Source organism: Oceanobacillus polygoni (assembly GCF_008304605.1).
Classification (GTDB): domain Bacteria; phylum Bacillota; class Bacilli; order Bacillales; family Amphibacillaceae; genus Oceanobacillus; species Oceanobacillus polygoni.
Map to the genome: position 1 here is coordinate 40,293 of NZ_PIJY01000008.1, position 14,120 is coordinate 54,412.

Sequence of the window (14,120 nt, forward strand, 5' to 3'; positions counted from 1 at the left end):
ATAGAGGAGTATAACTATAGTGCTTAAAAATACAATACAAAAAATGTTTGGGGCTGAGAACTCTCAGCCCCTACGTTCTAATCATCAAAAAGTATGGACGAAACCTTTTATATTAGCAATCGTAGTTGTTATTATTTTAGGTATTATTTCTATGTTTACTGGGGTTTATGATATACGAGGGCAAGAGGATGGAATGGATATGTTTTTCATCACTCGTATTCCAAGGACAGCTGCATTAATGCTTACTGGAGCTGCAATGGCAATGTCAGGACTCGTAATGCAACTTATTACACAGAACCGCTTAGTCGAACCTACTACAACAGGAACAATTGAATGGGCAGGCTTGGGATTGATTTTTGCTTATTTATTATTTCCTGCGCCAACTTTAGTCCAAAGAATGACTGGGGCAATCATTTTTTCCTTTATAGGAACGATGGTTTTCTTTTTGTTTTTAAGAAGAGTTAAACTTCGCTCGTCTTTAATTGTCCCGATTATTGGAATAATGCTTGGAGCGGTCATTTCTGCAATTTCCACTTTTGTTGGACTCGCTTTTCAAATGTCGCAAAATGTTGAAACCTGGTTTGTAGGTTCTTTTGCATCGATTCAAATTGGAAGATATGAATATTTATGGCTGATTGTTGTAATTACCTTTTTTATTTTTATCTTTGCTGATAGATTGACTTTAGCTGGATTAGGAGAAGATGTTACAACAAGTCTTGGAGTGAGTTATAATAAGATCGTTCTTATTGGTACTGGTCTTATTGCTTTTGCAGTTGGAATTGTTGCGGCTGTTATTGGGAATTTACCTTTTTTAGGTTTAATTGTACCAAATATTGTTTCCATGTTTAGAGGCGATGATCTTAGGAGTAATTTGCCCTGGGTTTGTGTGTCCGGAATGGGTGCCCTGACCATTTCTGATATAATTTCCCGGACAATTATAATGCCATTTGAAGTACCTGTCTCTTTGATACTTGGAACAGTGGGCGCAGTCGTATTTATTGTTATTTTATTGAGAAGAAGGAGGCTAGGATAACGAATTGGAATATACTAATAAAAAAATTGTCAAAATTGATTCTAGCCTTCCTAATAAAAATAGAGCAGCTAAAGCTTTTCGTTCTAAGAAGGAGGAAAAACGTTATTGGATATTGTTGACAACGTTGATTGGATTGGGTGTTCTTTCTTCGGTTGGGCTTTTAGTTTATAACAATCCAGTTCCAGTAGATTCTCCTTCCTATATCCCAGTCGTTAAAAGAAGAATGGTAGCTATTGTTGCAATGATTATTGCTGCAATTTGTCAGAGCTTGGCAACCGTTGCTTTCCAATCGGTTACGAATAATCGGGTTATAACTCCTTCACTTTTAGGATTTGAAGCACTTTACTCTACCATACATACAGGTACAATGTTTTTCTTTGGTGCCAGTGTATTTATAGGTTATAGCGGTACTGGACCATTTTTATTGCAAGTGGTTGTTATGGTCTTAATGTGTTTGATACTTTATGGATGGTTACTATCCGGAAAGTATGGGAATTTGCAACTTATGCTATTGGTTGGAATCATTATTGGAACTGGATTAAGGTCTTTGTCAACTTTTATGAGAAAACTGCTTGCGCCGGCTGAATTTGATATTTTACAGGCAAAGTTGTTTGGTTCAGTCAATAATGCGGACCCTGAATATTTTTCTATTGCAATTCCAATCGTAATAATTGTAGCATTACTTCTTCTTGCTTATTCTAAAAACTTAAATGTATTGTCGCTTGGAAAAGATATCTCTAGTTCTTTGGGAGTTAATCATCAATTCAGTATCATTTATGTTCTTGTATTAGTTTCTATTTTGATGTCAGTCTCAACGGCTTTGGTTGGACCACTTACTTTCTTTGGATTTTTGGTTGCAACGTTGAGTTATCAGCTGGCGCCAACTTATGATCATAGATATATTTTTCCTATGGCTCTTGCTACTGGATTTTTGATACTAACCGGTTCATATTTTATTATGAATCATGTATTTAACGCTCAAGGTGTAGTTTCAATTATTATAGAAATCGTTGGTGGATTAACATTTTTAATTATAATTTTAAAGAGGAAGACTTTATGATAATTTGAGTTTACCAATACTTTTATATCCTCGTCTGTTAAAGGTCGTGTGTGACTGCTTTCAACAGATTTGAGGGTATTTTTTTGCTGTCTGTCTTCGGGAGCGAGAGCGTTGAACCTTTCTCTACCTATCAAAGCAAAAGTAAGTAAATTTTGTTATCCAACTGTAAATAAACGCTTTAACACCTGCTGTAACAGCAATAACTGAATCAAGAGCTATTTTGTTTCTACTTGAAATCACATAGAGATGTGTGGTTGAATGGAGGGAGACTTAATAGAAATGAGGGAAGTCAATTATGAAAAAGTTAAGTGTACTATCACTGGCGTTCGTTATCATCATCATGCTAGCTGCATGCGGTGGGAATGACGAGGCGGAAGAGAATGAAAATACAGAAGGTGACACTTCAGAACAACCTGCACAACAGGAATTAGAGTTTGCGGATGAAGAAAAGCTGGATGAAGAAACTCCAGTTGTTGTTGTCAACGGAGAAGAAATTACAGGATCGGATTATAATCCAATATATACACAAGTAAAATCAACAATGTATCAATATGGACAAGACGTAAGTGACCTTGATATGATCAAAGACCAAACGGTTTCCATCCTTGTTGAACAAGCACTTATTCAACAGGATGCCGAAAGTGAAGGTATCGAAGTGACAGACGAGGAAGTACAAGAAGAATTGGATACTATTAAGGAAACAAGTGGGGAAGAGCAATATGCCACTCTATTGGAACAGTTACAATTGTCAGAGGATGAGTTCAAGGAGCAGCTCACGGGTGAGTTAGTGACAAGAAAGTATATGGACTCGGAATTTGAAGTAGAAGTGACAGACGAGGAAGTACAAGAGTACTATGATCAGCTAAAAGAGCAAAATGGTGAAATGGGTGAGCTAGAAGAAGTTGAAGGGCAAATTAAAGATGTGCTTACGAATGAAAAACAAAGTGAGCAGCTACGTGCAAGAATTGATGAATTGAAAGAGGACGCAGAAGTAGAGAATGTATTGTAAAGTAAAAGCATCGCCCCTATATGGGGTGATGCTTTTCTATGGTTATAGAATCGTATCGAGTGTTTTGAAAAATACGCGCATCTGTTCATCCGTACCAATTGTAATCCGAATATGATTATCAATGGCAGGTATTTTAAAATACCGAATAAGAATATCTTTTTCTTTTAAAACTGCGTATAACTCACCTGCGTCTTGATTAGGATGCGTTGCAAAAATGAAATTCGTTTGGGAGGGTAGGACAGTAAATCCACGTTTCTCCATTTCAACAATTGTCCATTCTCTTGTTCGAATAATTTTTTCTGTCGTCTCGTTAAAATAGTCCACATCAGCTATAGCTGCCTCCGCTCCAACAAGAGCTAATCGATCTATCGTATAGGAATTCATCGAGTCTTTAATCCGGGTCAATCCTTCAATAAGATCCGGATGTCCTAACGCAAATCCGACCCGTAGCCCGGCTAGTGATCTTGACTTCGACATGGTTTGAATTACAAGCAGATTTTCATACATATGGATTAAAGAAACCGCTGACTCTGTTGCAAAATCGATATATGCTTCGTCAACAATGACAATTCGATCAGGGTTATTATCCAGGATTTTCTTCACTGCATCGAGTTCCATATAAATACTTGTTGGCGCATTCGGATTTGGAAAAATAACGCCACCCTCAGATTGGGAGAAAGCCTCTACAGGGATTGTAAAATTATCCTGAAGAGCAATTTCTTCGGTTGGAATATCGAATAGCTTTGCATACACTGGATAAAAGCTATAGGAAATAGCTGGATAGCGAATCGTTTTGTTTTTATCAAAAAAAGCCATAAACGAAAAGGCGAGAACTTCATCTGAACCATTTCCAACAAAAACATTTTCTTTAGATAAGGAATGGAATGCCGCAATATCTTCCCTTAATTTATCTGCTGTTGGAGAAGGATAGAGGTTTAATGCTTGCTCGCTTTCCTTTTGGATTGCCTGAATAACCTTTGGTGATGGGCCATATGGATTTTCATTTGTGTTCAGTTTAATGACATTGGCGCGATTGATCTGTTCGCCCGGAATATAGGGTGCACAACGCTTTGCCATATCGCTCCAAAATTTACTCACGATTTTGGCCTTCTTTTTGGATATGTCTTTTCACTAATTCATTTTTTATGTCTGACAGGGATACATCCATAAGCTCCATCAATACAAGTGTATGATACGTAAGATCAGCTATTTCACTAGTCAGCTCCTGTTTATCATTGTTTTTTGCCCCGATAATGACTTCTGACGTTTCTTCTCCAACCTTTTTAAGAACTTTATCGATTCCTTTTTCAAAAAGATACGATGTGTACGTACCATCAACAGGATTATCGCGGCGATCTTTAATTTTCGCAATTACGTGATGGACGATATCATGTGCCGGGATATCATTTGTATAAAGCTCATTGTAGAAGCAGGATTCATTACCGGTATGACATGCAGGTCCGAGTGGACTAACTTGAACCAATAATGCATCCGAGTCACAATCATAGGAAATTTTTACGATTTGCTGTTTATTACCGGATGTTTCCCCTTTATTCCATAGTTCCTGTCGATTTCTTGAAAAAAACCATGTTTCATTGGTTTGGATTGTCTTCAGTAATGCATCCTGATTCATATATGCTAGTGTTAGGACGTTTCCTGTGCTTGCATTTTGAACAATGGCAGGGATTAAACCCTTTTCGTCAAAGACAAGTTGTTCGATATTTACTTCCATTCAATTTCCCTCCTGACGATGATATTATTTTCCTCGAGATAGGTCTTGAGGTCAGGTATTTGAATTTCATCATAGTGAAATACAGACGCAGCTAGTGCCGCATCAGCACCTTGTTCTAATACCGAGCTAAAATGCTCTTTTATTCCAGCGCCACCGCTTGCAACGATTGGAATATTAACGGTATCGGCAATTGCTTTGGTTAAGGGAATATTATAGCCATCCTTCTCGCCGTCTGAATCCATTGCGTTAATAACAAGTTCTCCAGCTCCAAGCGCTTCTCCTTGCTTGGCCCATTGAATGGCATCTATTCCGGTATCGTAACGACCACCTTTTGTAAAAACATTCCACTGATTTGGTGCTACTTCCTTTGCATCAATCGATAAGACAATGCACTGACTACCAAATTTCAAAGCGGCATCTTGAATAAGCTGTGGATTTGTTACAGCTGCACTATTGATGGATACTTTATCTGCTCCAGAGCGGAGAACTTTATGAATATCTTCTACTGTCCGTATGCCTCCACCAACTGTAAATGGAATTGCGATTTCCTTGGCAACTTGCTCAACAACATCGAGAAAAATATTGCGTTCTTCATTGGATGCTGTAATATCATAAAAAACAAGTTCATCAGCGCCGGCTTCGTTATATCTTTTGGCCAATGCTACGGGATCGTCAACATCCTGGATATTTTGAAACTTTTTCCCTTTTACAACACGCCCCTTATCGACATCAAGGCAAGGGATAATTCGTTTAGCGAGCATAGAAATCATCCTCCGTTAACGCTTCAAAATTTAATGTGCCATCGTATAATGCTTTGCCTATAATCGCACCATACATGTTCATTGATTTTAACTTGCGTATATCTTCCTCCGTTGAAACACCACCAGATGCAATGACATCCATGCTTGTTGCTTCATTCACAGCTTGTAGCTCTTCAAAATTCGGCCCTTGCATCATGCCGTCCTTCATAATGTCCGTGTAGACAATTGTTTTAACGCCAATTTGTTCAAGTTCAGCGACAAGATCGATGGCTTTGACGGTACTTGTTTCTGTCCAACCATCTGTAGCGACATAGCCATTCCGCGCATCAATGGAAACGGCGATACGAGATCCGAACTTTTCCACGGCATCTTTTAAAAAGGCTTTGTCGTTAATAGCTGCTGTACCAATAATCACGCGAGCAATGCCTGCAGCAAGGTAATCTTCGATCGTATCAAGTGAACGAATGCCTCCACCGACCTGTACAGGGATTCCCGTTTGTTTAGCGATCGCTTTAATGGCGTCCCGATTTAAAGAGTCGCCGGTTTTAGCACCATCCAGGTCAACGGTATGTAGGTATGCTGCTCGCTTATTTTCCCATTGTTTTGCCATATCCGTTGGGGAATTGCTATAGACTTTCTCTTTGTTATAATCCCCTTGAATAAGGCGGACACAATTTCCACCACGAATATCAATTGCAGGGAATAAAATCATGAAATCATCTCCTCATAGTTTGCAAGTAATTGAATACCGATATCTCCGCTCTTTTCCGGGTGGAATTGCATGCCTGTAATGTTCCCTTGCTGGACAATCGCAGGAATACGACCACCATATTCGGTACTGCCAACAAGTGTTGCTTCCTCCAATTCCCCGACAGCATAAGAGTGAACAAAATAAACGTGGAAATTATCCGGCAGATGGAGCGTTAATGGACTTTCGTTATGCTTTGTAATTGTATTCCAGCCCATGTGTGGAACTTTGACCGTTTCCTTTATTCGACTAACATTTCCTTGAAGTAATCCAAGACCATCCCAATCGCCGTCCTCATAGCTTTTGTCATAAAATAACTGCATGCCAAGACAAATCCCAAGTATTGGCTTTCCTGCCTGAACTTCTTGTTTAATTACATCTGTTAACCCCAGCGCATTGATTGCATCCATTGCATCCTTAAAGGCGCCTACACCAGGAAGAATGATTGAGGAAGCATCTCTGATTACTCGTGGCTCGGTTGTTAATACAGATTCCTTATTTAGTTTTGCAAGCGCAAATTGTAGGCTTTTAATATTTCCTGCACCATAATCAATGATTGCGATCATCTTGTTTCTTCCTCTCTGTAAAAAAATCGAGTTGTCTGTTTTACAAGCTTCCCTTTGTAGAAGGAATTCCTTCCACTCGTGGGTTTAGCATTGTTGCCTGATCTAAAGCACGCCCAAATCCTTTGAAGATGGATTCAATCATATGGTGTGTGTTTTTCCCATATGCAAGATTGATATGAAGTGTCACTTTGGCATTGCTGACAAACGCTTGGAAAAATTCCTCGACCAGCTCGGTATCGAAATCCCCGACTTTGTCTTTTAGACCTTCTACGTTGTATACGAAATAAGGACGCCCACTAATGTCTAAGGAAATCGTTGACAGTGCCTCGTCCATAGGTGTTGTTACCGTTGCATATCTTGTGATTCCTTCTTTATTTCCCAAAGCTTTCTGAAAAGCTTGGCCTAAAGCAATTCCTATATCTTCAACAGAGTGATGCTGATCGACTTCTAAATCTCCATTACACGTGACTGCTAAATCGAATAGACCGTGTTTGGTCATTAGTAAAAGCATATGGTCTAAAAAGCCTACCCCTGACTGGATAGCGGTTTTTCCAGTACCATCAATTGTCAAGTCTAGCTTGATTGACGTTTCGGCTGTTGATCGTTCAATTTTTGCTTGACGCATTCGTATCATCCTTTCTAAGCTGAATGGAATTGGCGTGTGCTGTTAGCCCTTCCACCGTTGCAATTTTAATAATTGGATCGGCGGCTTGTTGCAGTGCCTCTTTGGAATAACTAATAATGCTCGACTTTTTCATAAAGTCATAGACCCCAAGTGGTGAGGCGAATTTTGCTGTTCCATTTGTCGGTAAGGTGTGGTTTGGACCTGCAAAATAATCTCCCAATGGTTCAGGGGAATAATTTCCGAGAAAAATAGCGCCGGCGTTTTTAATAGATGAAAGACTTTCATTCGGATTTTCAACCATCAGCTGTAAATGCTCGGGTGCAAGTTCATTTACGATTAAGAATGCTTCCTGTAGGTTCGCGGTGACAATTATTTTTCCGTTTTGCTTTAGTGATTGTATGATAATCTCTTTTCGTTCAAGTGTATTCGTTTGTTTTTCAACTTCTGCGATGATTTGCTCGGCTAATGCAATACTAGTGGTGACGCAAATGGAACTTGCCGATTCATCATGCTCTGCTTGTGATAGTAAATCGGCTGCAACAAAGCTCGGTGGGGCAGTCTGATCTGCAACAATACAGATTTCACTAGGGCCTGCAATCATATCAATCGCTACATCGCCATATACCCACTTTTTCGCTCTCGCCACAAAAGCATTCCCTGGTCCAACGATTTTGGCGACCTTTTCGATTGTTTCTGTTCCATAGGCTAATGCAGCAATAGCTTGCGCACCACCAACCTTATAAATTGTATCTACTCCGACAAGCTGTGCTGCGACAAGCACGTGAGGGTTAATCTTTCCATTGGCTTGTGGTGGAGTTGTCAGGACAATTTTCTCTACACCAGCGATTTTTGCAGGGATGACATCCATCAATACGGTGGAAGGATAAGCTGCCTTCCCGCCCGGAACATACACACCAACTTTATCAAGAGGGGTTACCTTTTGTCCGAGTAAGATACCTGGCTCTTTATTCACAAACCAGGATTTTTCCTTTTGTTGTTCGTGAAATGCTTTAATATTTTCTATGGCTTGCTGTAGGGCGTCAAGAAAGCCGGCATCTACTTGTTTTTTTGCTTCTATTAATTCTTCCTTAGATACAATGAGGGAATCTAATGCTACATGGTCAAATTTCTTCGTGTATCGATATAGTGCTTCGTCTCCATCTTCTCGGACCCCGCTAATAATGTCCAGCACAGCTTGGTCAAGCTCTTGTTCCTTCAATTGATTAGAAGTACTAGCTTTATAATCCTGCAAAAACTGCTCTTTTGTTTGTATGTTCATTGCTATCACTCCAATGCTGACTTTAACTGAGAGATAAATTGCTGTACTTCAACTGATTTTGTAGCAAAGCTCGCTTTATTAACAATCAATCTCGTACTAATAGGTTCAATATCTTCAAGAACATTCAACCCGTTTTCTTTTAGCGTGTTTCCGGTTTCTACAATATCAACAATCAAATCGGCAAGCCCGATTAATGGAGCTAATTCAACAGAGCCGTTTAGCTTAACGATTTCAATTGCTTCCCCTTTTTTCTCGAAATGTTTCTGAGCGATTATTGGATATTTTGTTGCGATTGTTAGCTGTTGTCCTTTTTCAGGAATATAATCCTCTTTTCCAGCAACTGCAAATTTGCACTTTCCTAGCTTTAAATCAAGTAGTTCATAAACATCCGCTTGGGATTCAAGAATGTTATCTTTGCCGACAATCCCGATATCGGCAGCCCCTTTTTCGACATAGGTTGGTACATCGACTGCTTTAACGAAAAGGAGTTTAATCGATCGATCGTTGTTAAAAAAGACAAGCTTCCGACTATCTTCGTGAAAATCTCCAAATCGAACATCCGTCTTTTCCAATAGAGCAATGGTGCTTTTAGCTGGACGTCCTTTGGCAAGTGCCAATGTAATAGATTGCAATTAGAAACCCTCCTTGTGACCCTGAAGCAGTTTAACAAGTTCATCTGCCTTCGAAAATGTCTGTTTTATTTGTTCGTTGGAAAAAAGATTTTGCTCTTTTTCAAAGTTGATTATCGATTTAGAAGAAATGGGATTTCTATTACTTGAATCATTCCGAAAACTTAAAACCTGATATCCCTTATTTCTTAGTTCAACTGCAGTTGTTAAAGCTTCTCTCTGCTTTTCGTTCGTATAATAAATGACTGCATCTACTAGCTTATTAGGAGCTTCTGCCAAGCCTTGCTCTAAAATGGCATGAATTAGTAGATCCACCTCAAATGCGAAACCAATCGCAGGCATTTCCTTATCTAGTTGTTTTCCTAAATGATCATATCTTCCGCCCATTAATACAGGCTGACCGATTCGATCGACAAATCCTTGAAAGATGATCCCCGTATAGTAATTCATATTATTAATTAATCCGAGATTCATAGCGACGTATTCTTCAACACCGTAGTCCTTAATTAATGCAAATACGTCAATTAAATTTTGCAAAACGTGCTGCATATGGGTACTGCGAATAATCTTTTCAGCTTGCTGAATAACTTGGTCCGGCGCCCCGTATAAAAGAGGAATCGATTGGATGGCTCTCTTTAATTCTTCTTCAATCGGCATCCCTTCAAGGAATAATTCTATATCCGCTATATTTTTCGATTGAATGAGAGCTTGCAGCTGTTGTAAGTCTTGTTCAGATAGGGCCGCTTGTTGAATAAGTTCCTTAAAGAATCCCGCATGTCCGATTTCAATTTTGAAATTTTCAAAGCCTAAATCCTTTAATGTATGGACTGCTAGCATCATAATTTCCGCGTCAACCTCAGGTGTGTTCTCTCCGAAAAATTCAACGCCAGCTTGTGTGCTTTCTTTTTGGTTTGGCATCTCCTGCGACTGACGAAATACATCCAGCACATAGAAAAGCCGTTGCGAGAATACATCGTTTGCTTGGTTTACAGCTGTCATCATCCGGGTAATGGGAATGGTAACATCCGGACGTAAGACGAGAACCTTCCCAGTTGTATCAATTACTTTAATCATGTCATCTTTTTGTACCGTACCAGTAATGTCCGAATACATCTCATAGTTTTCAAAGGCTTTCGTCCGTACTTGTTTATAGCCATAGGTAGTAAAGCGATTTTTCAATGTTGCAATAAGATTATCTCTTACTTGAAAATCTTCTACATGCTTATTTCGGTCGTTCAGCGTGTATCGTTGCATCTATAAAACTCCTTTTTATAACTTTAATACTTTATCGCTTTAACTAAGTAAAGTTATATAGTATTATAATTAGTATATTCTTAAAAGTCAACACCAAATAAAAGCAGAAGCATCTGGTTAGCTACGTGTGGAGATGAGGAAAGTCTCGCTAGTCGCTGGACACTGAACTGAACGAAAAAACAGGAGATGATGAAATGTTTGATTACCATATTCATAGTGATTTTTCAGCAGATTGTAAGACGCCGATGGAAACGACAATTGAAAAAGCAATCAGCATCGGTCTTGAAGAAATTTGTTTTACTGAGCACATTGATTATGACTATCCAGATAAGGATTGGATATTTGAATTTGACTTAAAACAATATGACGACAGAATAAAACAGGTGCAGCAGAAATACAGCGATCAGATTCGAATAAAAAAAGGTGTGGAAATTGGTTTGCAGCCACATTTGTTAGGGAAATATGAAGCATTGATGCAGGAAGAAGCATTTGATTTTGTAATATGCTCCATGCATGCAACCGCTGGGATGGATCTGCATTCTAGGGAATTTTTTAAAGGCAAAACAGTTGATGAAGCGTATCAAATCTATTATGAAGAATTACTCGCATGCATTCGCAAATTTAAAAGCTTTAGTGTTCTTGGTCATATTGATCTTGTTAAACGTTATACGGAAGAGAAGAGCTCGAATAATTTCCATGAAATCTTGGAAGCAACCTTTGACGAAATCATTCCGGCGGGAAAGGGTATTGAATTAAATACGTCAGGCTATCGCTATGGTTTAGAAAGTGGGATGCCGAGCCCTGATATTTTAAAATTATATAAGGAATGTGGGGGAGAAATCATTACAGTAGGGTCGGACTCCCATGTGGAAACAACATTAGCGTATCAATTTAAGGATGCGTATGAATTGTTAGACGCTATCGGCTTTCGTTATATAGCAACATTTGATGATGGAGATCCGATATTTCATCCGATTTCAAGCCTCGTTAAATAGATAAGAAATTTCTATGAATTTTACGTGTTGTGGCGATTATAGAGGTGTGTAGATGATATAATAGAGGTGTTCAATTAACACATGTAGCTGGTGGTTGTTTATGAAATCTATAAAAAAAATACTTTTAATAATTGCAGGCTCTATTTCATTAGGACTTGGTGTGTTAGGTATCCTGTTACCATTATTACCGACAACACCGTTTCTTTTGCTTGCAGCGGCTTGTTATATTCGCAGTTCTGATAAATTATATCAATGGTTAATCACGAATAAATATGTCGGCTCTTATATATTGAATTATCGCGAGGGAAAAGGAATACCATTAAAAGCTAAGATTGTTAGTGTAAGTCTATTATGGACTTCGATGCTGTATACAATTGCGTTTGTGATTCCTTTAGTAATGGTAAAAATTTTATTATTTTTAATCGGTTCCTATTTTACATGGTTTATTCTGAAACAGAAAACACTAAGGAAAAGTGTGCAGGTGAGGTAATGTATTTTATTAAAAAACATAGGCTAAAGCTAACAATGGCATTGGTATTAATTGTTGGTTATACCACGTATATTTCGCTGCCTAATAAGGCGAAATCAGAGCATTATACGGGTGATCCAACTGTGTTTATTCATGGATATAAAGGTACGAAGAATTCCTTTGGTTATATGCTTGATCGGTTCGAGCATGAATACGGTTGGGGGAATAAAGGATTTGTCTATTACGTTACCAAAGAAGGGCGAATCCGTGATTATAATTTAAACAAGGGGAGATATGACCCTACGTTTATTCAAATAATTTTAGAAGACAATCGGGCAAGTTTCGCTGATAGTGCGGAGTGGATATCTGCAGTTCTATTGCAAATGAAGGAAAAATACAAAATTGATTCTGTAAATATTGTTGGGCACTCAATGGGTGGAATACTTGCACTTAAATATACAATGGAATATGCGGGTAATGGTTATCCAGAAGTGAATAATCTTGTTACCATTGGTAGTCCGTTTGATGGCATTTATAGTGAAGCATATTTCCAAATCCATAAAGATGCTGCAGCAACAGATTTAAAACCGGATTCGCTGGCACTTCAATTGCTAAGAGAAAATTCATTTCCTGAAGGTATCCAGGCACTGAACATTGGAAGTACAGGGGATGCTGTTGCACTCCCAGAAAGCGTGCAGGCCTTACGAATGATTATACCAAGTGATCAATTACATGAAATTATAATTGAGGATAATGCAATAGGCCATAGTGCACTACATGAAAGTGAAGAAGTAGATAAAATGATTTATACATTTTTGTGGCAAGATGATGGCCAATAACTTACAATAGATAAAGATTGTTTGTGAAAAAGTCACCATGTATTATTTGGTGATTTTTTGGCAGATAGTGAACAATAAATAACTTTCTATCTGCATCAGTGTAATAGTATTTACTAAAGAAGGCTTGTTGAATGTATTATTTACGAAACAGCCTTCCCGAAAAATGATAACTCGTTAAAGGAATGATAGGAGTGGCAATGAATCATCATCTACACGAAAAACTAATAGCATTGACATCTGAGCGTAATGTGATGGTGAACGAACACTTGAGAAATCATACGTACACCCGTTTAGGCGGGCAGGCAGACTTCTATGTAACGCCAGAAACATATGAACAAGTACAGCAGATCATTAAGCTAGCGAATCAAGAAAATATAGCCTTTACGATGCTTGGAAATGGCTCCAATCTAATTGTGAAAGATGGCGGGATTCGTGGCATCGTCATGAATCTGCAAAAGCTTTCTGCGATAAAAACAGATAGCAATATGATTATCGCTCAAAGCGGTGCGCGAATTATTGATGTTTCACGAGAGGCATTAAAAGAAGAGCTAACCGGCTTGGAATTTGCGTGTGGTATACCTGGATCTGTTGGTGGAGCATTATATATGAATGCCGGAGCGTATGGCGGTGAAATCAAGGATGTACTAACAAGTACATTGGTCGTTAACCGAGAAGGAGAGCTTCTCACATTAACTGCAGAGCAATTGGATTTAGATTACCGTACAAGTAATATACCAGATCGTGGGTACATTGTTTTGGAAGCAACCTTTACTTTAAAAGCAGGTGACCCAAAAGCGATTAAGGAAGTAATGGATGATTTAACATACAAACGTGAGTCGAAGCAACCATTAGAATATCCATCCTGTGGAAGTGTGTTTAAACGCCCACCAGGTCATTTCGCTGGAAAATTAATTCAGGACAGTGACCTTCAAGGAAAGCAGATTGGCGGAGCACAAGTCTCGCTCAAGCATGCGGGCTTTATCGTCAATAAAGACCATGCAACAGCAAAAGAATATATTGAACTGATCCAATATGTACAGAAAGCCGTAAAAGAAAAATTCAACGTGAATTTAGAACGGGAAGTAAGGATAATTGGTGAGGATTCTGTAAAGTAAAGCATG

The 14,120-nt window shown here is 38.7% G+C and carries 16 protein-coding genes; 7 read left to right on the plus strand and 9 right to left on the minus strand.

Annotated elements, in window-relative coordinates; translation table 11 throughout:
* Nucleotides 1-43: 43 nt before the first annotated feature.
* The 3 genes from F1560_RS03505 (at nucleotide 44) to F1560_RS03515 (ending at nucleotide 3,102) form a co-directional block, all read left to right on the plus strand.
* On the plus strand, nucleotides 44-1,033 hold the full coding sequence (locus F1560_RS03505) for an ABC transporter permease (RefSeq protein ID WP_245347839.1): 990 nt from the start codon (nucleotides 44-46) through the stop codon (nucleotides 1,031-1,033).
* 4 nt (nucleotides 1,034-1,037) lie between these two features.
* Nucleotides 1,038-2,093, plus strand: coding sequence for an iron chelate uptake ABC transporter family permease subunit (locus tag F1560_RS03510; RefSeq protein WP_149473256.1), 1,056 nt, complete (start codon nucleotides 1,038-1,040; stop codon nucleotides 2,091-2,093).
* A gap of 295 nt (nucleotides 2,094-2,388) precedes the next feature.
* The gene (locus tag F1560_RS03515; RefSeq protein ID WP_149473257.1) at nucleotides 2,389-3,102 is read left to right on the plus strand and encodes a SurA N-terminal domain-containing protein; all 714 of its coding nucleotides are present in this window, start codon (nucleotides 2,389-2,391) and stop codon (nucleotides 3,100-3,102) included.
* 42 nt (nucleotides 3,103-3,144) lie between these two features.
* On the opposite strand, the gene hisC is transcribed toward F1560_RS03515, so the two are convergent.
* Genes hisC through hisZ form a run of 9 tightly spaced genes read right to left on the minus strand, consistent with a single transcriptional unit; the run spans nucleotide 3,145 to nucleotide 10,696 of the window.
* Nucleotides 3,145-4,200: a histidinol-phosphate transaminase gene (gene hisC / locus F1560_RS03520; RefSeq protein WP_149473258.1), complete on the minus strand. Its 1,056-nt coding sequence runs from the start codon at nucleotides 4,198-4,200 to the stop codon at nucleotides 3,145-3,147.
* The gene (gene hisIE / locus F1560_RS03525; protein WP_149473259.1) at nucleotides 4,193-4,834 is read right to left on the minus strand and encodes a bifunctional phosphoribosyl-AMP cyclohydrolase/phosphoribosyl-ATP diphosphatase HisIE; all 642 of its coding nucleotides are present in this window, start codon (nucleotides 4,832-4,834) and stop codon (nucleotides 4,193-4,195) included. Before hisIE ends, hisC begins: the two co-directional genes overlap by 8 nt.
* On the minus strand, nucleotides 4,825-5,595 hold the full coding sequence (gene hisF / locus F1560_RS03530; protein ID WP_149473260.1) for an imidazole glycerol phosphate synthase subunit HisF: 771 nt from the start codon (nucleotides 5,593-5,595) through the stop codon (nucleotides 4,825-4,827). The genes hisIE and hisF overlap by 10 nt, the downstream gene beginning before the upstream one ends.
* Nucleotides 5,585-6,307, minus strand: a complete 723-nt coding sequence (hisA, locus tag F1560_RS03535) for a 1-(5-phosphoribosyl)-5-[(5-phosphoribosylamino)methylideneamino]imidazole-4-carboxamide isomerase (RefSeq protein ID WP_149473261.1) — start codon at nucleotides 6,305-6,307, stop codon at nucleotides 5,585-5,587. Before hisA ends, hisF begins: the two co-directional genes overlap by 11 nt.
* On the minus strand, nucleotides 6,304-6,909 hold the full coding sequence (gene hisH, locus F1560_RS03540; RefSeq protein WP_149473262.1) for an imidazole glycerol phosphate synthase subunit HisH: 606 nt from the start codon (nucleotides 6,907-6,909) through the stop codon (nucleotides 6,304-6,306). The genes hisA and hisH overlap by 4 nt, the downstream gene beginning before the upstream one ends.
* Before the next feature lie 40 nt (nucleotides 6,910-6,949).
* A complete protein-coding gene (hisB, locus tag F1560_RS03545; RefSeq protein ID WP_149473263.1) occupies nucleotides 6,950-7,534 on the minus strand; it encodes an imidazoleglycerol-phosphate dehydratase HisB in 585 nt (194 codons plus the stop codon).
* On the minus strand, nucleotides 7,515-8,813 hold the full coding sequence (gene hisD, locus F1560_RS03550; protein ID WP_149473264.1) for a histidinol dehydrogenase: 1,299 nt from the start codon (nucleotides 8,811-8,813) through the stop codon (nucleotides 7,515-7,517). Before hisD ends, hisB begins: the two co-directional genes overlap by 20 nt.
* 5 nt (nucleotides 8,814-8,818) lie before the next feature.
* Nucleotides 8,819-9,445: an ATP phosphoribosyltransferase gene (gene hisG, locus F1560_RS03555; protein ID WP_149473265.1), complete on the minus strand. Its 627-nt coding sequence runs from the start codon at nucleotides 9,443-9,445 to the stop codon at nucleotides 8,819-8,821.
* The gene (gene hisZ, locus F1560_RS03560) at nucleotides 9,446-10,696 is read right to left on the minus strand and encodes an ATP phosphoribosyltransferase regulatory subunit (protein ID WP_149473266.1); all 1,251 of its coding nucleotides are present in this window, start codon (nucleotides 10,694-10,696) and stop codon (nucleotides 9,446-9,448) included.
* Between the two features lie 194 nt (nucleotides 10,697-10,890).
* On the opposite strand from hisZ, the gene F1560_RS03565 reads away from it, so the two are divergent.
* The 4 genes from F1560_RS03565 to murB all read left to right on the plus strand — a co-directional run bounded on the left by F1560_RS03565 (nucleotide 10,891) and on the right by murB (nucleotide 14,114).
* Nucleotides 10,891-11,691: a histidinol-phosphatase HisJ family protein gene (locus tag F1560_RS03565; protein ID WP_149473267.1), complete on the plus strand. Its 801-nt coding sequence runs from the start codon at nucleotides 10,891-10,893 to the stop codon at nucleotides 11,689-11,691.
* Between the two features lie 100 nt (nucleotides 11,692-11,791).
* Nucleotides 11,792-12,181, plus strand: coding sequence for a YbaN family protein (locus F1560_RS03570; RefSeq protein WP_149473268.1), 390 nt, complete (start codon nucleotides 11,792-11,794; stop codon nucleotides 12,179-12,181).
* Nucleotides 12,181-12,999: an alpha/beta fold hydrolase gene (locus F1560_RS03575; RefSeq protein ID WP_149473269.1), complete on the plus strand. Its 819-nt coding sequence runs from the start codon at nucleotides 12,181-12,183 to the stop codon at nucleotides 12,997-12,999. The genes F1560_RS03570 and F1560_RS03575 overlap by 1 nt, the downstream gene beginning before the upstream one ends.
* A 191-nt stretch (nucleotides 13,000-13,190) precedes the next feature.
* Nucleotides 13,191-14,114, plus strand: coding sequence for a UDP-N-acetylmuramate dehydrogenase (gene murB, locus F1560_RS03580; protein ID WP_149473270.1), 924 nt, complete (start codon nucleotides 13,191-13,193; stop codon nucleotides 14,112-14,114).
* Nucleotides 14,115-14,120 lie beyond the last annotated feature (6 nt).

Excerpts from the sequence above, each read along its gene's own strand:
- F1560_RS03505 (WP_245347839.1), top strand. The coding sequence starts at position 44 with ATGTTTGGGGCTGAGAACTCTCAGCCCCTACGTTCTAATCATCAAAAA.
- F1560_RS03515 (WP_149473257.1), top strand. The coding sequence starts at position 2,389 with ATGAAAAAGTTAAGTGTACTATCACTGGCGTTCGTTATCATCATCATG.
- hisIE (WP_149473259.1), bottom strand. The coding sequence starts at position 4,834 with ATGGAAGTAAATATCGAACAACTTGTCTTTGACGAAAAGGGTTTAATC.
- hisF (WP_149473260.1), bottom strand. The coding sequence starts at position 5,595 with ATGCTCGCTAAACGAATTATCCCTTGCCTTGATGTCGATAAGGGGCGT.
- hisA (WP_149473261.1), bottom strand. The coding sequence starts at position 6,307 with ATGATTTTATTCCCTGCAATTGATATTCGTGGTGGAAATTGTGTCCGC.
- hisH (WP_149473262.1), bottom strand. The coding sequence starts at position 6,909 with ATGATCGCAATCATTGATTATGGTGCAGGAAATATTAAAAGCCTACAA.
- hisB (WP_149473263.1), bottom strand. The coding sequence starts at position 7,534 with ATGCGTCAAGCAAAAATTGAACGATCAACAGCCGAAACGTCAATCAAG.
- hisD (WP_149473264.1), bottom strand. The coding sequence starts at position 8,813 with ATGAACATACAAACAAAAGAGCAGTTTTTGCAGGATTATAAAGCTAGT.
- hisZ (WP_149473266.1), bottom strand. The coding sequence starts at position 10,696 with ATGCAACGATACACGCTGAACGACCGAAATAAGCATGTAGAAGATTTT.
- F1560_RS03565 (WP_149473267.1), top strand. The coding sequence starts at position 10,891 with ATGTTTGATTACCATATTCATAGTGATTTTTCAGCAGATTGTAAGACG.
- F1560_RS03570 (WP_149473268.1), top strand. The coding sequence starts at position 11,792 with ATGAAATCTATAAAAAAAATACTTTTAATAATTGCAGGCTCTATTTCA.
- F1560_RS03575 (WP_149473269.1), top strand. The coding sequence starts at position 12,181 with ATGTATTTTATTAAAAAACATAGGCTAAAGCTAACAATGGCATTGGTA.